The 22,372-nt window shown below is 68.8% G+C and carries 22 protein-coding genes and 2 tRNA genes; 6 read left to right on the top strand and 18 right to left on the bottom strand.

What is annotated here, in order from left to right:
- The first annotated feature begins 76 nt into the window (after positions 1-76).
- On the top strand, positions 77-1,108 hold the full coding sequence (locus tag AB0F04_RS21645; protein WP_362043593.1) for a restriction endonuclease: 1,032 nt from the start codon (positions 77-79) through the stop codon (positions 1,106-1,108).
- 93 nt (positions 1,109-1,201) lie between these two features.
- On the opposite strand, the gene AB0F04_RS21640 is transcribed toward AB0F04_RS21645, so the two are convergent.
- The 6 genes from AB0F04_RS21640 to AB0F04_RS21615 are packed head-to-tail and all read right to left on the bottom strand — an operon-like array spanning position 1,202 to position 5,461.
- Positions 1,202-1,951, bottom strand: a complete 750-nt coding sequence (locus tag AB0F04_RS21640; protein WP_362043592.1) for a class E sortase — start codon at positions 1,949-1,951, stop codon at positions 1,202-1,204.
- Between the two features lie 13 nt (positions 1,952-1,964).
- Positions 1,965-3,137: a class E sortase gene (locus AB0F04_RS21635; protein ID WP_362043591.1), complete on the bottom strand. Its 1,173-nt coding sequence runs from the start codon at positions 3,135-3,137 to the stop codon at positions 1,965-1,967.
- Positions 3,134-3,772 (bottom strand): aminodeoxychorismate/anthranilate synthase component II, encoded by a 639-nt coding sequence (locus AB0F04_RS21630; protein ID WP_362043590.1) that lies wholly within the window; start codon positions 3,770-3,772, stop codon positions 3,134-3,136. Before AB0F04_RS21630 ends, AB0F04_RS21635 begins: the two co-directional genes overlap by 4 nt.
- On the bottom strand, positions 3,769-3,966 hold the full coding sequence (locus AB0F04_RS21625) for a hypothetical protein (protein ID WP_033309918.1): 198 nt from the start codon (positions 3,964-3,966) through the stop codon (positions 3,769-3,771). Before AB0F04_RS21625 ends, AB0F04_RS21630 begins: the two co-directional genes overlap by 4 nt.
- Before the next feature lie 17 nt (positions 3,967-3,983).
- On the bottom strand, positions 3,984-4,658 hold the full coding sequence (locus AB0F04_RS21620) for a class E sortase (RefSeq protein WP_362043589.1): 675 nt from the start codon (positions 4,656-4,658) through the stop codon (positions 3,984-3,986).
- Positions 4,659-4,681: 23 nt separating this feature from the next.
- Positions 4,682-5,461 carry a DUF881 domain-containing protein gene (locus AB0F04_RS21615; protein WP_362043588.1) on the bottom strand — a complete coding sequence of 260 codons (780 nt, stop codon included), beginning with the start codon at positions 5,459-5,461 and terminating at the stop codon, positions 4,682-4,684.
- Positions 5,462-5,600: 139 nt separating this feature from the next.
- Between AB0F04_RS21615 and crgA the strand changes: the two genes are divergently transcribed.
- Positions 5,601-5,855 carry a cell division protein CrgA gene (gene crgA / locus AB0F04_RS21610; RefSeq protein WP_031137573.1) on the top strand — a complete coding sequence of 85 codons (255 nt, stop codon included), beginning with the start codon at positions 5,601-5,603 and terminating at the stop codon, positions 5,853-5,855.
- Positions 5,856-6,106: 251 nt separating this feature from the next.
- Here the strand turns inward: crgA and AB0F04_RS21605 are convergent, their stop codons facing one another.
- Together AB0F04_RS21605 and AB0F04_RS21600 are read right to left on the bottom strand one after the other, a co-directional pair.
- Positions 6,107-6,997 (bottom strand): rhomboid family intramembrane serine protease, encoded by an 891-nt coding sequence (locus AB0F04_RS21605; protein WP_362043587.1) that lies wholly within the window; start codon positions 6,995-6,997, stop codon positions 6,107-6,109.
- A gap of 138 nt (positions 6,998-7,135) precedes the next feature.
- Positions 7,136-7,663, bottom strand: coding sequence for a peptidylprolyl isomerase (locus AB0F04_RS21600; protein ID WP_362043586.1), 528 nt, complete (start codon positions 7,661-7,663; stop codon positions 7,136-7,138).
- A gap of 338 nt (positions 7,664-8,001) precedes the next feature.
- Here AB0F04_RS21600 and AB0F04_RS21595 point away from each other — a divergent pair, with 338 nt between their 5' ends.
- Positions 8,002-8,703, top strand: a complete 702-nt coding sequence (locus tag AB0F04_RS21595) for a DUF5324 family protein (RefSeq protein WP_362043585.1) — start codon at positions 8,002-8,004, stop codon at positions 8,701-8,703.
- A gap of 155 nt (positions 8,704-8,858) precedes the next feature.
- On the opposite strand, the gene AB0F04_RS21590 is transcribed toward AB0F04_RS21595, so the two are convergent.
- Positions 8,859-8,931: transfer RNA gene (locus AB0F04_RS21590), tRNA-Ala, on the bottom strand.
- 181 nt (positions 8,932-9,112) lie between these two features.
- On the opposite strand from AB0F04_RS21590, the gene AB0F04_RS21585 reads away from it, so the two are divergent.
- A complete protein-coding gene (locus AB0F04_RS21585) occupies positions 9,113-9,661 on the top strand; it encodes a DNA-binding protein (protein WP_053670162.1) in 549 nt (182 codons plus the stop codon).
- Positions 9,662-9,960: 299 nt separating this feature from the next.
- Complete coding sequence (locus tag AB0F04_RS21580; protein WP_362043584.1) at positions 9,961-11,430, top strand: protein kinase; 1,470 nt, start codon at positions 9,961-9,963, stop codon at positions 11,428-11,430.
- A 219-nt stretch (positions 11,431-11,649) separates the two neighbouring features.
- On the opposite strand, the gene AB0F04_RS21575 is transcribed toward AB0F04_RS21580, so the two are convergent.
- Both AB0F04_RS21575 and AB0F04_RS21570 read right to left on the bottom strand, forming a co-directional pair.
- A complete protein-coding gene (locus AB0F04_RS21575; protein WP_362043583.1) occupies positions 11,650-12,936 on the bottom strand; it encodes a hypothetical protein in 1,287 nt (428 codons plus the stop codon).
- A 246-nt stretch (positions 12,937-13,182) separates the two neighbouring features.
- On the bottom strand, positions 13,183-13,311 hold the full coding sequence (locus AB0F04_RS21570) for a DLW-39 family protein (protein WP_003999697.1): 129 nt from the start codon (positions 13,309-13,311) through the stop codon (positions 13,183-13,185).
- 337 nt (positions 13,312-13,648) lie between these two features.
- Between AB0F04_RS21570 and AB0F04_RS21565 the strand changes: the two genes are divergently transcribed.
- A complete protein-coding gene (locus AB0F04_RS21565) occupies positions 13,649-14,011 on the top strand; it encodes a DUF6344 domain-containing protein (RefSeq protein WP_362043582.1) in 363 nt (120 codons plus the stop codon).
- 166 nt (positions 14,012-14,177) lie between these two features.
- Here AB0F04_RS21565 and AB0F04_RS21560 read toward each other — a convergent pair whose 3' ends face one another.
- From AB0F04_RS21560 to recF, 7 genes are all read right to left on the bottom strand, one after another.
- The gene (locus AB0F04_RS21560) at positions 14,178-14,312 is read right to left on the bottom strand and encodes a hypothetical protein (RefSeq protein WP_362043581.1); all 135 of its coding nucleotides are present in this window, start codon (positions 14,310-14,312) and stop codon (positions 14,178-14,180) included.
- Between the two features lie 228 nt (positions 14,313-14,540).
- Positions 14,541-14,617: transfer RNA gene (locus AB0F04_RS21555), tRNA-Ile, on the bottom strand.
- A gap of 112 nt (positions 14,618-14,729) precedes the next feature.
- Positions 14,730-15,524, bottom strand: a complete 795-nt coding sequence (locus tag AB0F04_RS21550; RefSeq protein ID WP_362043580.1) for a DUF3566 domain-containing protein — start codon at positions 15,522-15,524, stop codon at positions 14,730-14,732.
- Between the two features lie 19 nt (positions 15,525-15,543).
- Positions 15,544-18,138, bottom strand: coding sequence for a DNA gyrase subunit A (gyrA, locus tag AB0F04_RS21545; protein ID WP_362043579.1), 2,595 nt, complete (start codon positions 18,136-18,138; stop codon positions 15,544-15,546).
- 42 nt (positions 18,139-18,180) lie between these two features.
- Entirely contained in the window at positions 18,181-20,241 is a 2,061-nt protein-coding gene (gene gyrB / locus AB0F04_RS21540) for a DNA topoisomerase (ATP-hydrolyzing) subunit B (RefSeq protein ID WP_362043578.1), read from the bottom strand.
- Positions 20,242-20,673: 432 nt separating this feature from the next.
- Positions 20,674-21,240, bottom strand: a complete 567-nt coding sequence (locus tag AB0F04_RS21535; RefSeq protein ID WP_362043577.1) for a DciA family protein — start codon at positions 21,238-21,240, stop codon at positions 20,674-20,676.
- Positions 21,237-22,358, bottom strand: a complete 1,122-nt coding sequence (gene recF, locus AB0F04_RS21530) for a DNA replication/repair protein RecF (RefSeq protein WP_362043576.1) — start codon at positions 22,356-22,358, stop codon at positions 21,237-21,239. Before recF ends, AB0F04_RS21535 begins: the two co-directional genes overlap by 4 nt.
- Positions 22,359-22,372 lie beyond the last annotated feature (14 nt).

Raw genomic sequence — 22,372 nt, 5'->3', positions numbered from 1 at the left:
ATATGTCCTGCCTCGTTCGCCGGGTGGGGTGGGGAATCGGAAACCCACCCCGGCCATCCGAGCCGGAGGACACAACGTGATCAACGAAACGGCCTTGCTGGAATCGCAGACCCTGCGTGGCAGCGTGCTCGACCACACGGACGTGCTCGACAGGGTCAAGGCCCTGTCGCTGCTGCCGGACGGGATGCACGTGACGACGGCGATGGTGGCGTCGTACTTCGACGTCGGTCTCGAAGCCATCAAGTCACTCGTCAAGGACCACCGAACCGAGTTGGAAGCCAGCGGCTACCGGCTGTTGACCGGCGAAGCACTGAGGTCCTTCAAGAACCTCAGTGGAATCCAGTCCCGCACCCCCTCCCTGGCCCTCTTCCCCCGGCGCGCCGTCCTCAACATCGCCATGCTGCTCCGGGACAGCGACGTCGCACGTCAGGTGCGTGTGTACCTCCTCGACATGGAGTACCTGGCGCGCACACAGCCTGTGGAAAACCCCGCCCCGCTGGATGCAACCTCCCTCGACGCCCGCATCGACCAGCGCATCACCCACATCCTGGGGAGGACCGTCGTCCCCCTGTTCAACGCCCTGATCGAAACCTCGGGCGAGCACCGGCGGGAGCTCACCGCCCTCCGGGCAGGCGTCCAGCACATCGAGAAGCGGCTCCGGCAGCACCACAACCGACTGCAACGACTGGAAGCCCCCCGGGAGGACCGTCCCCTCGCCGGAGTCATGGCCGCCATGGACGCCATGAACGGGCGCGAATTCGAGGAACACGTCGCCCAGCTGCTACGCCGCGACGGCTGTACCAACGTCGTCGTGCAAGGCGGCGGAAGGGACCGGGGCATCGACATCACCGCGCTCGCGGCCGACGGGCGGCGCATCGTCGTCCAGTGCAAGAGGTTCGCGCCCCACCTCTCCATCACCAGCCCCGAGATCCAGAAGTTCCTCGGGGCGGCCAAGGTCCTGCACGACTCCGAGGTGGCCCTGTTCGTGGCGACCTGCCCCTTCACCCGCGACGCCCTCAACATCGCAGCCGAGAGCGGCATCACCGCCGTACACCGTGGGCTGCTGGAGGAGTGGAGCGCCGGCGCGGTCCTGACCGTCCTGGAGTGACGACCCGACCGCGCAGAGGCCCGAAGCCGCAAGAGAAAGTTGCGGCTTCGGGCCTCCGTCATGCTAGCGGCCTGCCACCCCGAAGGAGCGCGGTCAGCCCAACTCCTTCGGCGGTGTCCGGTCCGCGTCCACCTTCTCCACCCGCTCCAGCTCCCCCCACACCACGTACCGGTACGTGCTCGTGTACACCGGCGTGCAGGTCGTCAGCGTGATGTAGCGGCCCGGCTTCTTCTTGCCGGACTCCTCCGGGACCTGGGAGAGGACCTTGACGTTGAACTTCGAGGTTTCCGGCAGGATGCCGAAGACCTTGTAGACGTACCACTTGTCCTTCGTCTCGAAGACGATCGGGTCGCCCTTCTCGATCTTGTCGATGTGGTGGAACTTGGCCCCGTGACCATCACGGTGGGCGGCCAGCGAGAAATTGCCGTCCTTGCCCGACATCGGCAGGGTCGCCTTCACCGGATCGGTGTAGTAGCCGGCGACACCGTCATTGAGGATCTTGCTCGACGTGCCCTTCTCGACCAGGACCTCGCCGTTGCGCATCGCCGGCACATGCAGGAAACCGATGCCGTTCTTGGTGTCCAGCGCACCGGGACCGCCCCGGCCCTGGGCCCAGTCCTCACGGACCTTGTCGGCCTGCTTGCCGGCTGCCCGGTCGGCGACCACATTCGTCCACCACAGCGAGTAGACGACGAACAGGCCGAGGACCAGGCCCGTCGTGATGAGGAGTTCCCCGAAGAAACTGACCGCCATGGCGATCGGGCCGGGCCTGCGACGTGCCGCAGGCGGCCGGGACGCCCCGCCGGTGTGCTTCTCGTGGTCCGTGTCGGTGGTCGCTGCCACTGGTCATCTGCCCTTAACTGACGAGCGCATCCGGCTTGCCCTTGCTGCGCGGCCGTTCCTCGACCATCTTGCCCCAGACGATCATCCGGTACTTGCTGGTGAACTCCGGCGTGCACGTGGTCAGCGTGATGTAACGGCCGGGCTTGGTGAAGCCGGACCCCGTGGGCACGGGATTCAGCACGCTCGTGTTGCTCGGCGGCGTCACCGGAAGGATCGACGCCATCTTGTAGACGAAATACTCGTCCTGCGTCTCCACGACGATCGGATCGCCCGGAGCGAGCTTGTTGATGTACCGGAACGGTTCCCCGTGGGTGTTGCGATGGCCCGCGAGCCCGAAGTTGCCGGTCTTGTCGCCGGGCATCGCCGTCTTTAGCGCACCGTCCGCGTAATGGCCGACCATCCCCCGGTCGAGCACCCCCTTGCTGTTGGTGCCCTCGGCGATCGGCACCACCACGTCCAGCTTCGGAATGTGCAGGATCGCGAAACCCTGCCCCGGCTCGAAGGTCCCCGGGTTGCGCTTGCCGCTCGCCCAGTCGTTCTGGAGGCTGCTGGCCTCCTGGCCGGCCTCGGCATGCGCCCGGACGTTCGTCCACCACAGCTGATAGGTGACGAACAGCAGCATCAGCACGCCGGTGGTGATGAACACCTCGCCGATGGCCCGGCTCGCGACGACCGCCGGACCCGGCTTGCGCGCCCGCGCCTGCCGCCGCGCCTCGACCCGCGACAGCGGCGCCCCCGCCCGGCTCCCGGAATCGGCGTCACTGCCCTCATGGGCGGCCGCCGGAGTCTCCGCCGCACCCCCATGACGCCCGTGACGGCGCTTGGCGGCCTTTCTCCGGGCCGCTCGGCCACCAGGGGCGGATCCGTCCTGCCGGGCACCGGAAGCAGCCGGAGAACCCGCTGTGGGATCACCGCCCTCCGCCGGAGGATCCGGAATCCGCAGCGCCACCGTCTCCTCGTCGACGGGCGGCAGATACGGCTCCTCCGGGACAGGCTCGTACGCCGCGTACTGCCCCGGATGCCGCACGCCGGACTGCGGCTGCGCTCCCGGCCCCGCCGGATACGGCTCCTGCCGCGAAGACGCCCCGTACCCCCCGCCCGACCAGTCCTCGAACGCACCCGACACCCCGTACGACTGCTGCCCGTACGAGGTGTCGGACTCGCGCTCGGGGCGCAGCGCGGTCACGCCGTGGCCCTGCCCACCACCGGGGCGAGCCCGGCCGACCTCTCCACCGCGCCCTGGTCCCCGCACTCCACCAGCCAGTTCGCCAGCATCCGGTGCCCGTGCTCGGTCAGCACCGACTCAGGGTGGAACTGCACTCCCTCGACCGGCAGTTCCCGGTGCCTCAGGCCCATCACGATGCCGTCGTGCGTGCGCGCCGTGACCTCCAGCTCGGCCGGAACCGTCGCCGGCTCGGCGGCCAGCGAGTGGTAGCGCGTCGCCGTGAAGGGCGAGGGCAGGCCCGCGAAGACACCGCCCCCGCCGTGCTCGACCAGCGACGTCTTGCCGTGCAGCAGCTCGGGCGCCCGGTCCACCACACCGCCGTACGCCACCTGCATCGACTGCATACCGAGGCACACACCGAAGACCGGGACACCCGTGTCGGCGCAGTGCCGGACCATGTCGACGCAGACGCCGGCCTGCTCCGGCGCGCCGGGGCCCGGGGAGAGCAGGACCCCGTCGAAGCCGTCCTGGGCGTGCGCGGTCGACACCTCGTCGTTGCGCAGGACCTCGCACTCGGCGCCCAGCTGGTACAGGTACTGGACCAGGTTGAAGACGAAGCTGTCGTAGTTGTCGACGACGAGAATGCGCGCGCTCACTGGTTGTCCACCGTCACATCATTGAAGGGCAGCAGCGGTTCCGCCCACGGGAAGACGTACTGGAAGAGGACGTAGACCACGGCCACGACCAGGACGAGTGAGATCACTGCCTTCACCCACGTGTTTCCCGGCAGATGCCGCCAGATCCAGCCGTACATGCCGTCCCTTCCGTCGTACCACGGCACCAGACCCACGCCGTACAGCAACCAGACTAGCGGCGTAGCGCCTCTGGTTTCCCGGCCTCCACAGGCTGAGTGGAGTCCAGGTGCGCCCAGACGATCAACCGATGACTGTGTCCCCATTCCGGCTCGCACGTGGTCAGCGTCAGATACCGCCCCGAACGCGTGTACCCGGATGTACGTGGGACAGGGTCGATCACCTCGATGTCGGACGGCACTGTTTTGTACGGGCCTTTGTCGATCCGATACGTGAACCAGGTCGTACCGTCGGTCAGCACCACCGCGTCCCCCCGCCTGAGCTCGGGAAAGTCCTTGAAAGGGTCCCCGTAGGTACGGCGGTGACCGGCGACCGCGAAGTTCCCCTTCTGCCCGAGCTGTGCGGTCTCGGCATAGTGGCCGAGGCCCTTCTTCAGGGTGGCGGTGGCGGTGCCTTCGAGCACGGGCTTGTTCCACGTGAAACCAAGCCGCGGGATGTACATGATCGCGAAAGGCCTGCCCTTGGCGTACGGCCGGGGTCTCGCCGGGCCCGCAGGGCCCCCCGCCGGCGGACGGGGCTTCGACCACTCCTCGCGGAGCAGGTCGATCTGGTCGTCCATGACACCGTCGGCCCGCACACCGGTCCAGAAGAGCACGTAGACGACGAACAGCACGATCACGCTGCCGACGGTGACGCAGAGTTCGCTGACGGTCCTGACGATCACGCGCACCGGCAGCTCCCCCGGCCTGGCCGCTACTCCACGGGCTTCGCGTAGTGCAGATCCACTGTGCCCGAGTAGCCGGGCAGAGTCACCGGGCCGTTCTCCTCGACTTTCCAGCCGAGCCCGTAGACGTTGACGTAGACCATGTAGTTCTGGATGGCCGGCGAGGCCGCCAGCGCCTTCTGCAGCGCGCCCGGGTCACCCACCGCCGTGATCTTGTACGGCGGCGAGTAGACACGGCCCTGCAGGATCAGGGTGTTGCCCACGCAGCGCACCGCGCTGGTGGAGATCAGCCGCTGGTCCATGACCTTGATGCCCTTGGCTCCGCCCTTCCACAGCGCGTTCACCACGGCCTGGAGGTCCTGCTGGTGGATGACCAGGTAGTCCGGCTGGGGCTCGGGATAGCCGGGGAGCTTGGCGGTGGCGTCCGGCGGCGCGTCGTTGAGGGTCACCGTGAGCGAGTCGCCCGTGAGTTTCTGCGTGCCCGCGCGCTTCTCCAGCGCGGTGAGCTTGTCGTCCTCCGCCTTGGTGCTGCCGTCGTCGCGCTCGGCGAGGGCCTCTATCTCCTGGCGCAGGGCGCCGTTGGTCTCGTCCAGCTCACCGTTCTCACGGCTGCGCTCGTGGATGAGATCGGACAGCTTCAGCAGGGAGGTGTCCGTGCGGATGTTGGTGCCCTTGGCCGTGTTGAAGCTGGTGAAGAAAATGAGCCCCGCGAGAGCGAACACGGCCGCCGTGAGGATGCGCACAGGCCGGAAACGGCGCGCGCGCTCAGGGGTGGATCCCGTCCCGGGGGAGTCGGCAGAATTGCTCAACGTACCCTTATCTCCTTCGGCGCGGCGGAAGCACTACGCTAACGGACGCCCGGGGGAGCAATCGGAGTCCCCTTACGCTGCCCCGAGACCGACCCAGTTACCTGCGCGGCCACGCAGCGCATCGACAGGAGAGACCCTCGTGCCGAAGTCACGTATCCGCAAGAAGGCCGACTACACGCCGCCGCCTGCCAAGCAGACGACCGCCATCAAGCTCAGCAACCGTGCCTGGGTCGCGCCCGTCATGCTGGCCATGTTCCTCATCGGCCTGGCCTGGATCGTCGTCTTCTACGTCACCGACGGAACCCTGCCCATCGACTCGCTGGGCAACTGGAACATCGTGGTGGGCTTCGGCTTCATCGCTGCCGGATTCGGTGTCTCGACCCAGTGGAAGTAGCGATCGCCGCACGGTGAACGCAGCTCTGCCCAGGGGTGTTCGTTGAGTTATCCACAGCGGTTTTCCACATGGGGATAATGAAGACGATCTGTGGATAACCCGTTGGGCGTTGACGCCGGTATGACGGAAGTACCGGCGCTCGAAAACCTGTGCCCCCCGCCTGACCTGCACATACGCAGATCGTGGTAGGGGGCACAGGTGTTCCCGCACCGTATGCACAAGATCCGCCACCCGCTGTGGACAACGCCTGCTCAGGCGAGCTGCGCCGTCCTCAGAAGGGTCATGAGCACGACCACGCCCACGACCAGGGCGCAGGTGCCCCACTGCACGATCGCGCGGCGCTCGCGCGGAGCGTGGACCATGGCGTATCCGACGACGACACCGGCTACCAGGCCCCCGATGTGGGCCTGCCAGGAGATGTTGAAGCCGGGGCTGAAGGTGAAGATCAGGTTGATCACCAGCAGGGCGATGATCGGCCGCATGTCGTAGTCGAGCCGGCGCATCAGTACGGCTGTCGCGCCGAAGAGGCCGAAGATCGCGCCGGAGGCACCCAGCGTGGCCGTCTCGGGGGGCGTCAGCAGATAGGCCAGGGCGCTGCCCGCGAGGCCGGAGATGAAGTAGAGCGCGAGATAGCGGGCGCGGCCGAGGGCCGCTTCGAGCGGGCCGCCGAGCCACCACAGGCTGAGCATGTTGAACGCGATGTGCCAGATCTCCTGGTGCGTGAACATCGACGTCACCATGCGGTACCACTCGCCGCCCGCCACGCCCTGTGTGGGGGTGAAAGGTGCCGGCGGCCAGGCACCGCGCAGGACGATGTCGTTCAGCAGCGACTCGTTGACCTGGACGGCGATGAACACGGCCAGGTTGATGCCGATGAGGATCTTGGTCAGCAGCCGGGGATCGGCGGCGATGGAGCCGCCCGCGATCGTCCGGGGCAGGGTGGCCGTGGGCGAGTGGCCGGTGCCGGAGCCGGTGCGGACGCACTCGGGGCACTGGAAGCCGACGGAGGCGTTGACCATGCACTCGGGGCAGATCGGGCGCTCGCAGCGCGTGCAGCGGATGCCGGTCTCGCGGTCCGGGTGGCGGTAGCACATGGGGACGCTGTGGGCGTCCTGCGGGCTGCCCGCAGCCTGGTCGTCCATGGTCTCCCCTAGGTCGTGTGAGAAAAGCCCGCCCCGCTCATCCTTACGGATGAGCGGGGCGATTGGTTCCCCGCGGGAGCCTGCGCGTGGTTCGTGGTGGGAGCCTCGCGTGGTTTCCCGGTGGGAGCCTTTCTGCGCTCAGCGGGTCTCGATGACGACCGACTCGATGACCACGTCGTTGAGCGGGCGGTCGGTGCGCGGGTTCGTCTGGGTCGTGGCGATGGTGTCCACGACCTTTTGGCTCGCCGCGTCGGTGACCTCGCCGAAGATGGTGTGCTTGCGGTTCAGCCACGCCGTCGGGGAGACGGTGATGAAGAACTGCGAGCCGTTGGTGCCCGGGCCGGCATTGGCCATCGCCAGCAGGTAGGGCTTGTCGAAGCGCAGGTCCGGGTGGAACTCGTCCTCGAACTGGTAGCCGGGACCGCCGGTGCCGTTGCCCAGCGGGTCACCGCCCTGGATCATGAAGCCACTGATCACCCGGTGGAAGACCGTGCCGTCGTAGAGCCTGTCCGTGGACTTCGCACCCGTCTGCGGGTGGGTCCACTCCCGCTCGCCCTGGGCGAGCTCGACGAAGTTCTTGACCGTCTTGGGCGCGTGGTTCGGCAGGAGCCGGACTTCGATGTCGCCGTGATTGGTCTTCAGGGTGGCGTAGAGCTGCTCGGCCACGATCTGCCTTCCGTTGTCTTTCCGTGACTCCCCGATCCTCGCATGGACGGGCCGCCGCGTCGCCCGACGTCGGCGCAGCGGGGGGAAACCCTCGGCGGGCGGGCACAGAAAACCGGTCGAGCGGTGCCGGGGCGGGGGCGCTCGGCGGCGATCCGTGGCATTGTCGACGACAAGCTCCTGTTGTTCCCCATTCATCCGCTATCGCACGTGATCGGCTCTGGATGCCGGTTCGCGTGACCCGGATGCCCTTCCGCGCGTGCCCGTTCGTGCGTCGGGAGGCATGATCCGTAAAAGGGTGGAAAGTCGAAATACCGTACGCCACCGAGGAGGAGGAACCCGTGACCCGCATCGACAGCGTGCGCGCCGCGACTGGTTCGGCGAAGGACAGCGTGCTGCACGCCGCGGAAGTGGTGGCGCCCTACGCCGACACGGCCAAGGACAGGGCCGCGCACTACGCACACGAGGCACGCGTACGGCTAGCGCCCAAGGTGACGCAGGCCGCAGGGCAGGCGCGCGTCCAGTACGGCACTCATGTGCAGCCGTATCTGGAGCAGGCCCGCACGCATGTGCCGCCGAAGGTCGACCATGCCGCCCAGGAAGCCGCCGAGCGTACGCGCAAGGCTGCCCGCCAGGCGGCGGAGTACTCGCGACCGAGGATCGAGCAGGCGGTGGCTGCGGCCGTGCCTGTCACGACCGAGGCCGCGGCGCGCAGTGTGGCCGCTCTGTCCGCGCTGCGCGGACAGGTCTCGCCCAAGGAGATCCAGAAGCTGGTCCGCAAGCATGAGCGGCGGGCCAAGGCCGGTAAGGCCGCGAAGACGCTGGTGATCGTGGGTGTGGTCGCGGGCGGTGCGTTCGCCGCGTGGAAGTGGTGGGACAAGCAGGCCAATCCGGACTGGCTGGTGGAGCCGCCGGCCGCGACGGAGGTTCCCGAGTCGGGGCGCCTGTCGTCCGTGGACGGTACCGGCCCGTCGGTCCTGGACCCGGAGGTCGAGGCCAAGCAGGCCGAGGACGAGGCCTCCCGCCGCGACGACCGTTCCTGAGGGCGCCGGATCCAACGGCCCGGCGAGGCAGGAGACTTCAGGGTCTTCTGCCCCGCCGGGCCGTTTCACGTGAAACACGCGCTCCCGCCTCGGCACGGACACGCAGAAATGCCCTCCGAGACCACGTTTCCGCAGTTCGGAGGGCATTCTCAGAGTGGAGCCTAGGGGAGTCGAACCCCTGACATCTGCCATGCAAAGACAGCGCTCTACCAACTGAGCTAAGGCCCCGGAAGGGGACGTCCGACCGGAGAAACCGTGTCCCGGCGGGTGTCGGAGACCAGAGTACCGGGTCACCCCCGTGGTTCCGCAAAAAGATTGGGGGTCCCCGTCGTCGACCACTCTCCGTAAGATGCTCGGCGTGGTTCGCTACCGCGAACCGCCGTACATGGGGAAGCGATGGGGAGACGCAATGGACGCCGCACAGCAGGAAGCGACCGCAAGAGCGCGGGAACTGCAGCGGAACTGGTACGGGGAGCCGCTGGGGGCGCTCTTCCGTAGGCTCATCGACGATCTTGGTCTCAACCAGGCTCGTCTCGCGGGGGTTCTGGGACTGTCCGCACCGATGCTGTCGCAGCTGATGAGCGGTCAGCGCGCGAAGATCGGCAATCCCGCCGTGGTGCAGCGGGTTCAGCTGCTGCAGGACCTGGCGGGGCAGGTCGCGGACGGCAGCGTGAGCGCGGGTGAGGCCACCGAGCGGATGGAGGAGATCAAGAAGTCGCAGGGGGGCTCGGTGCTGAGCAACACCACGCAGACGACGAGCAGTTCGGGGGCGCCCACGGTCAAGCGCGTCGTGCGTGAGATCCAGTCGCTGCTGCGGTCGGTCGCGGCGGCGGGCGACATCATCGACGCCGCCGACACCCTCGCCCCGACCCATCCGGAGCTGGCAGAGTTCCTCCGGGTCTACGGGGCCGGCCGCACCTCGGACGCGGTCTCGCACTACCAGTCCCACCAGAGCTGATCCCACCGCCCGGCCGCCGAAGGGGGTTCGGCAGCGGGCGTGGGTGAGGCGACGGGGGACGCGTCGCGATACGGACGGACACGAGGGGGCGTGTGCCGTACGGGGGACCGGTCGACGCGAGGGGGACGTATCACTCATCGGGGGAACCGGCGGGGGCCGGGGAGAGCTGGGGGGATCGGGGGAGCCGGGTTTCGGGGGAGCCGGATTTCGGGGGAGCCGTTTCGCCTGCCGGGGAGTCGTAGTGCTCGCCGGAGGGGAAGCAAGGGGGAAAGCCGCAGGGGGAGGAGCGACGTACAGCCATGGGTGAGGTCTTCGCCGGCCGGTACGAATTGGTCGACCCGATCGGACGCGGAGGGGTCGGTGCCGTCTGGCGTGCCTGGGACCACCGCCGCCGCCGCTATGTGGCCGCCAAGGTCCTCCTCCAGAGCGACGCGCACTCACTGCTGCGCTTCGTACGGGAGCAGGCCCTGCGGATCGACCACCCGCATGTTCTCGCCCCGACCAGCTGGGCCGCCGACGACGACAAGGTCCTGTTCACCATGGACCTGGTCGCGGGCGGATCACTCGTGCACCTCGTCGGGGACTACGGCCCCCTCCCGCCGGCCTTCGTCTGTACCCTGCTCGACCAGCTGCTGTCGGGCCTGTCCGCGGTGCACGCGGAGGGCGTCGTCCATCGTGACGTGAAGCCCGCCAATGTGCTGCTGGAGGCCACCGGCACGGGCCGGCCGCGGCTGCGCCTGTCCGACTTCGGCATCGCGATGCGGCTGGGCGAGCCCCGTCTGACGGAGACCAACCTCGTGGTGGGGACGCCTGGTTATCTCGCACCCGAGCAGATGATGGGTGCAGACCCGGACTTTCCCGCCGACCTGTTCGCCGTGGGACTGGTCGCGCTGTATCTGCTGGAGGGTGCCAAGCCGGACAGCAAGGCGCTCATCCAGTACTTCGCCGAGCACGGGACGCCCGGCGCGCCCAAGGGCATCCCCGAGCCGCTGTGGCAGGTGGTGGCCATGCTGCTCCAGCCGGATCCCGAGGCGCGGTTCCGTACGGCCACGGGGGCGCGCAAGGCACTCGCCGCCGCCGCGGAGCTGCTTCCGGAGCCCGGACCGGACGACGAGCTGATCGAGATCTTCGACCAACTGGGCCCGCTGCCCAGGGGTTTCGCGCCCGAGGGGCCACTGGAGAGAGCGAAGGGATCGGGCCCGAGGGAGGCGCCGCACGAGCACTCCGGGACGAGCGGGGAGCGGTCTCGGCCCGGGCGGGACGACGGCGGGCCGTCGGACCCGGACGGACAGCACTCCGAGCCCCACCGGCCACGCGCGGAGTCGGCGCCGTCCGACCCGCGCCACACCGCCGGCCCGGCCCGGCCGCCCTCCATGTCGGACACCGGCAGCTTCCATCTGCCGCCGCCACAGGCCACGGTCACCTCATCCTCCGCGGCCGGTCCGTCCCAGCCCTCCCCCGTCCTCGCCCCGCGCCCGCAGGCGTCCGTCTCCCCTTCCGACCCCACACACCGGCTGTCCTCCGCACAGCCGCTCCCCCCGGCGTACTCCGGCCCTCCTCTGCCCCCTGCGGAGCATTACCGCACGGAAGCCTCCACAGCCACGTACACCACCCGGACACCGACCGCCCCGCCGAGCGGCCAGGCGCCGCCACGGCACCGGGCACACCGGCCCTCCCGCCCGGGGCCTCCGGCCAGGGTGGCGGTCCCGCTGCTGCTCCTCGCACTGGCCTGCTACGCCGTGGGATTCTGGGCGCTGACCCGCATCTGAGCGGCCGGCAACACGCCCGCATGAGATGGGTGGGGCGTCCGTGAGCCGCCCCGAGAGTGATGGCGCTGCCCTGAGCCGCATCTGAGTGATGGGGCAGCCCTGAACCGCGCTCTGAGCGTCGGGGCAGCCCGGATCGGCATTCGGCGATTCGGCGATCCGGCGGTCCGGCGATCCGGCGATCCGGCGATCCGGCAGCGGACGGCCCGCCGAAGCCCCCCGTTACGCGACAGTCCTGCGCCGGGCCACAAGGCTCCACACCCCGAGCCCCACGAGCAGTGCGCTCCCGGTGCCGATGCCGCCCACGGCGAGTGCCCTCATGGCGGTGTCACGGCCCGCGGCCACGCCCTCCGCGGCCGCCTCCCGGTCTTCGTCCGTGACCTCGAAGACACCCTCGGGCACGGACTCCCCCGCGTACTCGGGACCGCTCCTGGGCTCCCCGCTCACCGTCACCCGCAGGGTCATCTTGAACGGCCCGTCGCCGAAGGTGTCGGCGACGTCCTGCGAGAGGTGGGCGACGAGGTAGTAGGAGCCGGCGAAGCGCATCGCGCTGACCTGCGAGGTGGCGGAGTAGCGGTTGGCGTGGCCGACCGGTGGCAGGGGAGGCAGGCTTCCGGACCTCTGGCCGCCGTTGTAGCCGACTCCCACATCGGCGACGTCGCCGCGCGCGGGGTTGTAGAGGGTCAGGTGCAGCGCGTCGGACGTGTAGCCGGTGGCGCCGGTTTCCGAGCTGCCGAGGTCCGCGGTGACGGAGATCTGCTGTCCCCAGTCGACCGGTACCGCGTAGAAGAGGGTCTGGCCGGGCCGGATGTCGTCACGCCAGACTCCCTGGCCGAGGGGGGTGGCCCCGGTGAAGCCCGCGCCGCCCTTGCGGTGCCGGGCATCGCCTTGGAGCGGCTGGGGCGTGGCGGAGTTCCACACCTCGGGTGAGCCGGTGGCCTCGGTTCCCGCCGTCCGCGGTTCCGTCATGGCGACGAGTTCCAGGTCCCACGCGTCCGGTGAGGAGCCCTCGCCCTTCGGATCGACGCGTTCGACGGACAGGTAGTAGGCACCGGGCTTTGTGCACAGCGGCCGGTTGGGCGAGATCTCGCGCATGCCCCAGGCCGCGACGGGGTGGGGGCTGCGAGCGGCTCCGAAGCGCGTGGTGTCGTCGGAGCAGGTGTTGCCCTCGGCGTCCTGCACGGTCACCTTGATGCCGTCGATGACGGAGACGGTGCTGCCGGGGGCGGGGGCGGCGGTGACGGAGACGTACGCGTCGGACGTGGCGTCCAGGTCGAGGCGGTAGTTGACCTTGCCGTTGCCCGGCAGGGAGCTCCTGTAGGCCTCGCCGGGCTTCAGGAGTGCGGCGTCCCCGGTACTCCTCGCTCCCTGGACGCGCAGCGCGCCGTCAGCGAAGGCGTACGGGCTCGGCGTGCCGGAGGCCTGATGTGCGGCGGCGGAGGCCTGTCCCGGCACCATGGCCGCTGTCGTCCCCAGGACCACGGCCGCTGCGCCGACGCGCACGGCCACAGCCGGACCCTCGCGCCACGTCCCCGCGCGCCGCCTCCACGCCGTACGGCACCGTCCCCTCACGCGCCACCCCTCACCGTCGCCCCGGCCCTCTCCCGGTCCACGGACCGCTCACCGCCCCATGGGCCGCCATGCCGTGATCCGTCGGCCCATCCTGCCGCGCCGGCCGGCTTCGCGACCGGCCCTCGGCACACAAAACCCCGACCGCGAGGCGGCCGGGGTGTGCTCGGTCTGGGTTGTCGTGACTCACGAACCCGTGGGAACGGAGTCAGTCGCCTCCGTCCACAGATCCTGCTCGGCGCGATCCGCCTGGATCTGGCGGTACACGAGGAGCCCGCCGATGGCGGCCAGTGCGACCAGGAGAAGCTTCTTCACCGCGCGACCTCGTCTTTCGTTGACGTAGGGGACCTCTGGCGCCCGACTATACACACCGGCCGATACCGATCGGTGACCTGAGTCGGCACTCAACTCCCCTCCCGGAAACAGGGATAGAAGCGGAGTGTGCCGCTCCGATCGGAGGGTGATCACACCTCGACGGACGGTCACTTTGCCCGCTCTCCATCGCTTTCCTGACCTTTTCACCCTCCTTGCGCCCATCCGGGTGGTGTTCATCGGAACATCGACGCGCCACGGGCGGAGGTCCACCACTTCTCGACCCTCATACACATGATGAGGAAAGTACGCAAATCGCCCGACCCGAAAGTGAGGGGCCATGGCCCGGAACAAGGTCATGAAGCTGTGGACCACCATCGTCACCGCCTTCCTCGCGCTGTGCACGACGCTCGGACTCATCACCACGACCGCCGCAGCGGCGGTACCGCAGACCGAGCAGAAGAGCAACAGCAACCGCGCGAGCATCCCGCAGCAGCGGACGGCGGCACCGACGACGTTCTCCCGGTCCTCGCCAAGGGCCCTGCCCCCCACGATGAAGCAGCGCATCCGGGCCGAGGCCCACGGCAAGACCCCCCGCTGCCGGCACCGCTCACCCGAGGACACGGTGACCTCGCCCGGCACCGACTGCACGGACGAGGACCCCGACCCCGGGGCGAACCGTCTGACGCCCCTCCAGCGCTGAATCCCCCGGAACGACACCCAAGCGATCTGCGTACCAAGCCCGGCAGCTCGGCAGAGCGGCCGGGCTTACGCATGTCCTGATCCAGGGGCCCAGGGTCAGGACATGCCCGGAGGGCCATCTCGGCTCGGCCCGGACGGTGGGGCTGCCAGTGTGGACATGCCGTCTCTCAGGTGTCCGCGCCGTTGGTGGCCGGCAGGAGTGCGGCCAGTTCGGTGTTGTCCGGGCGGTGGGCCGCCTCGGCTGCCTTGCGCAGAACTGCGCGGTCGACCTTGTCCACATCAGCGATCAGACGAATCACCACGCCGTCGCGGGGTACCGCGTATTCGTGGCTGTCACCTGCCTTGCGGTACCAGACGTCGCCGTCATGTTCAAAGTGACCTGCTTCTCCGACGCCTCGCCCAGCGCCTGCTTGGGGCACCTCTCCGCCGTCATCGTGCCACGCCCTACGAAGAGGCCGAGCGAGCGGAAGCCGTCGGCACTCGCTGAATGTCAAAGACCCCCAGCCGGTATCGACTGAGGGTCTTTTCGCTGGTGGGGCTAACAGGATTTGAACCTGTGGCCTCATCCTTATCAGGGATGCGCTCTAACCAACTGAGCTATAGCCCCGCCGCGCTTTGCGGGGTGTGTCCCGCGCGCTGACTCCTGAAGATTAGCGCACGACATGGGAAGTCCCAAAATCGGTTGTCGGGCCACCGTCAGGGCGACGACGAAGGTGTCGTCACTCGTCCTCGGCGAGCGTCAGCTCCACGCCGCCCACGAAGCCCGCGGACAGGTTGTAGATGAACGCGCCGAGCGTCGCGAGGGCGGTCGCCAGGACCACGTCGATGACCGCGATGACCGCGGTGAACATCAGCACGTTGGGCAGCGACAGGAAAGCCTGCAGGTCGAAGCCGTTGGACTCGTTCGATCCGGTGGCCTCGGAGATCGTGCCGCCGACCGTCGAGAAGACGCCCATCGCGTCCATGACCATCCACAGCACGGCGGCCGCGACGATCGTGCAGATGCCCAGGGCGATGGAGAGCAGGAAGCTGACCTTCATCACCGACCACGGATCGGCCTTCGCCACCCGCAGCCGCGCCTTGCGGACGCGCGGAGTGGTACCCACCCCCGTGCGGGGACGCCGTGCGGCAGCGGGACCGGCTCCGGCCGCCGCCTGCTGCGCCGGGTAGGCCTGCGGCGGGTGGTACGGCCCGGCCTGCTGCTTCGTCTGCCGCTCCCCGGGCAGGGGCGAGGCCGGGCCCGGCTCCTGCCCGGCCGGCTGCGGCTGCGCGCCGGAGGTGGGCGCCCCCGCACCGCCCTTGGCCTGCTTGGTCTGCGGACCTCGGGTGTCCGTCACGGTTCCCCCCTGTGATCCATGCACGTCAGGCGTCGGCTCGTCCTTGGCCGGGGACTTGATCGCCTTCAGGTTGGTCGTCTGCGGGTCCGCCGCACGCGCGGCGGAGCCACGGCCGCCGTCGTCCGCCTCCGTACCCCTCGGGGTTCCGGCCGGTCCGGCGCCCGTGGCTCCGCTCACGCTGACTCACTCCTCGTGCCTACTCGGCCGAGGGCGCCTCACCCTCGTCCGTGCCGGTGGTCAGGGCGTCCTCGGCGGTCTCGTCGACGACCACATCGCCGTCGACCTCCTCCGCCTCGCGCCCCGCCTCGGCGTTGCGAGCGATGCCCACGACGGCATCGCGCTTGCCCAGATTGATCAGTTGGACGCCCATGGTGTCACGGCCGGTTTCCCTGATCTCGTTGACCCGCGTACGAATCACACCGCCCGACAGCGTGATGGCGAGGATCTCGTCGGTCTCCTCGACCACCAGCGCGCCGACGAGGGACCCACGGTCCTCGACGATCTTGGCAGCCTTGATGCCGAGGCCGCCGCGACCCTGGACGCGGTACTCGTCGACGGCGGTCCGCTTCGCGTACCCGCCGTCTGTGGCAGTGAACACGAACGTACCGGGTCGAACAACATTCATCGAGAGCAGCTCGTCGCCTTCGCGGAAGCTCATGCCCTTGACGCCCGAGGTGGCACGGCCCATGGGACGCAGGGTTTCGTCCGAGGCGGTGAACCTGATCGACTGCGCCTTCTTGCTGATCAGAAGCAGATCATCGTCCGACGAAACGAGTTCGGCACCGATCAGTTCGTCGTCCGAACCGTCCTGGCCCTCACGGAGATTGATGGCGATCACACCGCCGGAGCGGGGCGAATCGTAATCCTTCAGAGGCGTCTTCTTCACCAGTCCGGCCTTGGTGGCGAGCACGAGGTAGGGAACCGCCTCGTAGTCGCGGATCGCCAGGATCTCGGCGATCGCCTCGTCCGGCTGGAAGGCGAGCAGGTTCGCGACGTGCTGACCGCGCGCGTCCCGGCCGGCGTCCGGCAGCTCGTAGCCCTTGACCCGGTAGACGCGGCCCTTGTTCGTGAAGAACAGCAGCCAGTGGTGCGTGGTGGACACGAAGAAGTGGTCGACGATGTCGTCTTCCTTGAGCTTCGCGCCGCGCACGCCCTTGCCGCCGCGCTTCTGGGCGCGGTAGTCGTCGGTCTTGGTGCGCTTGATGTAGCCGCCCCGGGTGACCGTGACGACGATGTCCTCCTCGGCGATCAGGTCCTCGATGGACATGTCGCCCTCGTAGGGGATCAGCGTCGTCTTGCGGTCGTCGCCGTACTTCTCGACGATCGCGGCCAGCTCCGCGCTGACGATGCCGCGCTGGCGGACCGGGGAGGCCAGGATCTCGTTGTACTCGTTGATCTTCGCCTGGAGCTCGTCGTGCTCCTGGACGATCTTCTGGCGCTCCAGGGCGGCCAGCCGGCGCAGCTGCATCTCGAGGATGGCGTTGGCCTGGATCTCGTCGATCTCCAGCAGGCTCATCAGGCCGCCGCGGGCGATCTCGACCGTGTCGCTGCGCCGGATCAGCGCGATGACCTCGTCGATGGCGTCCAGGGCCTTCAGCAGACCGCGCAGGATGTGCGCCCGCTCCTCGGCCTTGCGCAGCCGGAAGCGCGTACGGCGGACGATGACCTCGATCTGGTGGGTCACCCAGTGCCGGATGAACGCGTCCAGCGAGAGCGTGCGCGGCACGCCGTCCACCAGCGCCAGCATGTTGGCGCCGAAGTTCGTCTGCAGGTCGGTGTGCTTGTACAGGTTGTTCAGCACGACCTTGGCGACCGCGTCCCGCTTCAGCACGATGACCAGGCGCTGGCCGGTGCGCGAGGAGGTCTCGTCGCGGACGTCCGCGATGCCGCCGATCTTGCCGTCCTTGACCAGGTCGGCGATCTTCTGGGCGAGGTTGTCCGGGTTGACCTGGTAGGGAAGCTCCGTGACCACCAGGCACTGGCGGTTCTGGATCTCCTCGACCTCGACGACCGCGCGCATCGTGATGGAGCCGCGGCCGGTGCGGTACGCCTCCTCGATGCCCCGGCGGCCGACGACGAGCGCGCCGGTCGGGAAGTCCGGGCCCTTGATGCGCTCGATCAGCGCGTCCAGCAGCTCCTCGTGGGAGGCCTCGGGGTTCTCCAGGTACCACTGGGCCCCGGCGGCGACCTCGCGCAGGTTGTGCGGCGGGATGTTGGTCGCCATGCCGACCGCGATACCGGCCGAGCCGTTGATCAGCAGGTTCGGGAAGCGGGCCGGCAGGACGGTCGGCTCCTGGGAGCGGCCGTCGTAGTTGTCCGTGAAGTCGACGGTCTCCTCGTCGATGTCACGGACCATCTCCATCGACAGCGGCGCCATCTTGCACTCGGTGTACCGCATGGCCGCGGCCGGGTCGTTGCCCGGGGAGCCGAAGTTGCCGTTGGAGTCGACGAGCGGCATGCGCATCGACCAGGGCTGGGCGAGGCGCACGAGCGCGTCGTAGATGGAGGAGTCGCCGTGCGGGTGGTAGTTGCCCATGACGTCGCCGACGACGCGGGCGCACTTGTAGAAGCCGCGCTCGGGACGGTAGCCGCCGTCGTACATGGCGTACAGCACACGGCGGTGGACGGGCTTGAGGCCGTCGCGGACGTCCGGCAGCGCACGCGAGACGATGACGGACATCGCGTAGTCGAGATACGAGCGCTGCATCTCCGTCTCGAGCCCGACGGGCTCGACGCGCATGGCCAGGGCGTCACCCTCGGACGTCGTCACAGGAGTGTTCTCGTCGGTCATTGCTGGTGAAAATCCTTCCGGGTGCGGTCAGCTGAGACCGACTCAGATGTCGAGGAAGCGGACGTCCTTGGCGTTGCGCTGGATGAACGCGCGGCGGGCCTCGACGTCTTCGCCCATGAGGACCGAGAACAGGTCGTCGGCCTGGGCGGCGTCGTCCAGGGTGACCTGGCCGAGAACGCGGTGCTCCTGGTCCATGGTCGTGATGCGCAGCTCCTCGGCGTTCATCTCACCGAGACCCTTGAACCGCTGGACCGAGTCCTCGCGGATGCGCTTGCCGGCGTTGCGGCCCATCTCGATCAGGGCGTCGCGCTCACGGTCGGAGTAGGCGTACTCGAAGTCGTCCTTGCCCCACTTGATCTTGTAGAGCGGAGGGCGCGAGAGGTACACGTGCCCGGCCTCGACCAGGGGCCGCATGAAGCGGAACAGGAAGGTCAGCAGCAGGGTGTTGATGTGCTGGCCGTCGACGTCGGCGTCCGCCATCAGGATGATCTTGTGATAGCGGAGCTTCTCGATGTCGAAGTCCTCGTGCACACCCGTGCCGAACGCGGAGATCATCGCCTGGATCTCCTGGTTCTGCAGGATGCGGTCGATGCGCGCCTTCTCGACGTTGAGGATCTTGCCGCGGATCGGGAGGATCGCCTGGTACTGCGGATTGCGGCCGGACTTGGCCGAGCCGCCGGCGGAGTCACCCTCGACGATGAAGATCTCGCACTTCTGAGGGTCGTTCGACTGGCAGTCGGAGAGCTTGCCCGGCAGGGACGCCGTCTCCAGCAGACCCTTGCGGCGGGTGAGGTCACGGGCCTTGCGGGCCGCCACGCGCGCGGTGGCCGCCGCGATGCCCTTGCGGATGATGTCCGCGGCCTCGTTGGGGTTGCGGTCCAGCCAGTCCGTGAGGTGCTCGTAGACGACCCTCTGCACAAAGGTCTTGACCTCGGTGTTGCCCAGCTTGGTCTTCGTCTGGCCCTCGAACTGGGGCTCGCTCAGCTTGACCGAGATGATCGCCGTCAGACCCTCGCGGATGTCGTCACCCGTGAGGTTGTCGTCCTTCTCGCGCAGCAGCCGCTTGTCGCGCGCGTACTTGTTGATCAGCGAGGTCAGCGCGGCGCGGAAACCCTCTTCGTGCGTACCGCCCTCGTGCGTGTGGATGATGTTGGCGAACGAGTACACGCCCTCGCTGTAGCCGCCGTTCCACTGCATCGCGAGTTCGAGGGACAGGCTCCGGTCCTTGTCCTCCGCCTCGAGGTCGATGACGGTGGGGTGCACCAGGTCTCCCTTGCGGGAGTTGAGGTACTTCACGAAGTCGACGATGCCGCCCTCGTAGTGGTACGAGACGCTCTTGACCTCGTGCTTCTCGTCCTCGCCCGCCTCGTCCGCACCGGCCGTGGCCTTCGCCGACTCGCGCTCGTCGGTGAGGTTGATCCGCAGACCCTTGTTGAGGAACGCCATCTCCTGGAAGCGCCGCGACAGCGTCTCGAAGGAGTAGTCGGTGGTCTCGAAGATGTCCGGGTCGGCCCAGAAGGTGACCGAGGTGCCGTGCTCGTCCGTGGCCTCGTGCTGGGCGAGCGGGGCCGTCGGGACGCCCAACTTGTAGTCCTGGGTCCAGCGGTAGCCGTCGGTCTTGATCTCGACGGACACCTTGGTCGACAGGGCGTTCACCACGGAGACACCCACGCCGTGCAGACCGCCGGAGACCGCGTAGCCGCCGCCGCCGAACTTTCCGCCCGCGTGCAGCACCGTCAGCACGACCTCGACGGCCGGCTTGCCCTCGGAGGGGACGATGCCGACCGGGATGCCACGGCCGTTGTCGACGACGCGCACGCCGCCGTCGGCGAGGATCGTGACGTCGATCGTGTCCGCGTGACCGGCCAGGGCCTCGTCGACGGAGTTGTCGACGACCTCCTGCACCAGGTGGTGCAGGCCGCGCTCACCGGTCGAGCCGATGTACATGCCGGGTCGCTTGCGGACCGCGTCCAGACCCTCGAGGACGGTGATGGCACTGGCGTCGTACGAGGCGGTGACCTCGCTGTGGGAGGTGATCGCCTCGCTGCTCACGCCTTCGTCGGTGGACGGGATGTTCTCGTTGGGGTTGCCGGAATCGGCCACGAAGCGCCCTTTCTGGCACAGCACGAGCCAGGCTCGTCGGCGGGTTGCCGGAGCGGCTGCGGCATGTTGCGTTGGTAAGCCTTGATCAGCGTTGCTCAGCTTGTCCCGGACGGTCCCCAGCGAGTGGGGCGGGATTGCTTCCAGTCTACCGGTAGCACTGACACTGATGGGGGTTTGCCGGTACCTGAGTCCGCATGTGCCGCCCTCGACGGGTCTTGTCCGACTCCCGATATGCGGATGGGGGCTCCAAGAGGCTCACGGCGGCACTCAGCGCTTCCGGCCGTCAACCCTTGGCTACTTCGGAGTCAGGTCATGATTCGCAACCGTGTGCGGGCGCGCGACAGGAAGGCCTCCGGCACCCCGGGAGAGCCACCGGAAGCCCTTGATGTGATGTCAGTCACGTACTGTCGGCAGGTGGGAAACCGGTGCCGATCAGCCGTAGGTGTCGCCCGGACCGGTACTGCCCGGAGCGCGCAACGGGCCGTAGCGGCGGGCGGGTCCGCCGGGGCCCTGCACCTTGATCAGCTTCACCCGGCCATGGCCCAGGTCCTCGTTCAGACGCGCGACCAGGGTGGGCGCGAGCAGCCGGAGGTTCGTGGCCCAGGCCGTCGAGTCGCAGCGCACGACCAGCACCCGCTCGTCCTCGTCGTACTTCTCCGGCACACAGTGCTTGGCCACGTCCTCGCCGACGATCTGAGGCCAGCGGCCCATCACACCGCCCACTGCGGCCGGCGCTTCCCAGCCGCGTTCGGTGATCAGCCGGTTGATCGCGGAGCCGAGCGCCATGGGGTCGCGGCCGTCGGCACGCGCACCGGAGCGCAGACCACCGCGGCGCGCCTGCTTCTTCTGCTGCGCCGCGTCCCCCCGCGCGCGTGCGGCTTCCTTGGCCGCACGCAGCGCCACGCGCGCGAGGTCGACGCCGGACGGCTCGGGAGGCTTCGGAGACCCGCCGGACGGCTGCGAGGGACTCGGGGCCCCGCCGGATGTGTTCTCCGTCATACCCGCTCCACCGCCCCCTCGGAGACGGCGAACCGCGCCCCGGACAGCACATGCGGTACGTCGTCGTCGACCGCGGCCGTCACCAGGACCTGCTCGCCCTCCGCGACCATTTCGGCCAGACGCTCACGACGACGGGCGTCCAGCTCGGCGAAGACGTCGTCGAGCACCAGCACCGGCTCGTTGCCCTCCGCTCTGAGCAGGTCGTACGAGGCCAGGCGCAGCGCCAGCGCGTAGGACCAGGACTCGCCGTGGGAGGCGTACCCCTTGGCCGGGAGCTGTCCGAGCTTGAGCTGCAGGTCGTCCCGGTGCGGGCCGACCAGGGTGACGCCGCGCTCGATCTCCTGCTTGCGGGCCTCGGCGAGCGCCGCCATCAACTGCTCGAAGAGGTCCTCGCGGGTGTGTGCCTCGCCGGGCGCGGACGGCTTGTACTCCAGCGCGATCGGGCCGCCGCCGGGCGCGAGTTGCTCATAGGCCTTGTCGGCCAGCGGCTGGATCGTCGCGATCAGATCCAGCCGCTGGGCGAGCAACTCGGCCCCCGCGCGCGCGAGATGCTGGTCCCACACGTCCAGCGTGGACATGTCCATCGTGCGACCGCCGTGCCTGCGGGCCAACGCGGCCGACTTCAGCAGGGTGTTGCGCTGCTTGAGGACCCGGTCGTAGTCGGAGCGGACCCCGGCCATCCGCGGGGAACGCGCGGTGATCAGCTCGTCGAGGAAACGGCGCCGCTCACCGGGGTCACCCTTGACCAGCGCGAGATCCTCGGGCGCGAACAGCACGGTCCGCACGATCCCCAGCACGTCACGCGGCCTGACCTGCGAAGACCTGTTGATACGGGCACGGTTGGCGCGCCCCGGGTTGAGCTCCAGCTCGACCAGCTGCTGCCGTTCGCCCTGCCGGACCTGGGCCCGGATGATCGCGCGCTCGGCACCCATGCGGACCAGGGGGGCGTCGGAGGAGACCCGGTGGCTGCCGAGGGTGGCGAGATAGCCGACGGCCTCGACGAGATTGGTCTTGCCCTGTCCGTTCGGCCCGACGAAGGCCGTCACCCCGGGGTCGAGCGGGACCTCGACCCCGGAGTAGGAACGGAAGTCGGCCAGCGACAGATGCGTGACGTGCATGGTCGTTTCGCCGA

Source organism: Streptomyces sp. NPDC029041 (genome assembly GCF_040637515.1).
Lineage (GTDB): Bacteria > Actinomycetota > Actinomycetes > Streptomycetales > Streptomycetaceae > Streptomyces.
The sequence above is the reverse complement of the archived record's forward strand: the minus strand, read 5'-3'. Positions and strand labels throughout refer to the sequence as shown.

Bases quoted from the DNA above. Each gene is read 5' to 3' on its own strand.
- AB0F04_RS21605 (WP_362043587.1), bottom strand. From the start codon at position 6,997: ATGGACGACCAGGCTGCGGGCAGCCCGCAGGACGCCCACAGCGTCCCC.
- AB0F04_RS21585 (WP_053670162.1), top strand. From the start codon at position 9,113: ATGGACGCCGCACAGCAGGAAGCGACCGCAAGAGCGCGGGAACTGCAG.
- AB0F04_RS21580 (WP_362043584.1), top strand. From the start codon at position 9,961: ATGGGTGAGGTCTTCGCCGGCCGGTACGAATTGGTCGACCCGATCGGA.
- AB0F04_RS21565 (WP_362043582.1), top strand. From the start codon at position 13,649: ATGGCCCGGAACAAGGTCATGAAGCTGTGGACCACCATCGTCACCGCC.
- gyrA (WP_362043579.1), bottom strand. From the start codon at position 18,138: ATGACCGACGAGAACACTCCTGTGACGACGTCCGAGGGTGACGCCCTG.
- AB0F04_RS21535 (WP_362043577.1), bottom strand. From the start codon at position 21,240: ATGACGGAGAACACATCCGGCGGGGCCCCGAGTCCCTCGCAGCCGTCC.
- recF (WP_362043576.1), bottom strand. From the start codon at position 22,358: ATGCACGTCACGCATCTGTCGCTGGCCGACTTCCGTTCCTACTCCGGG.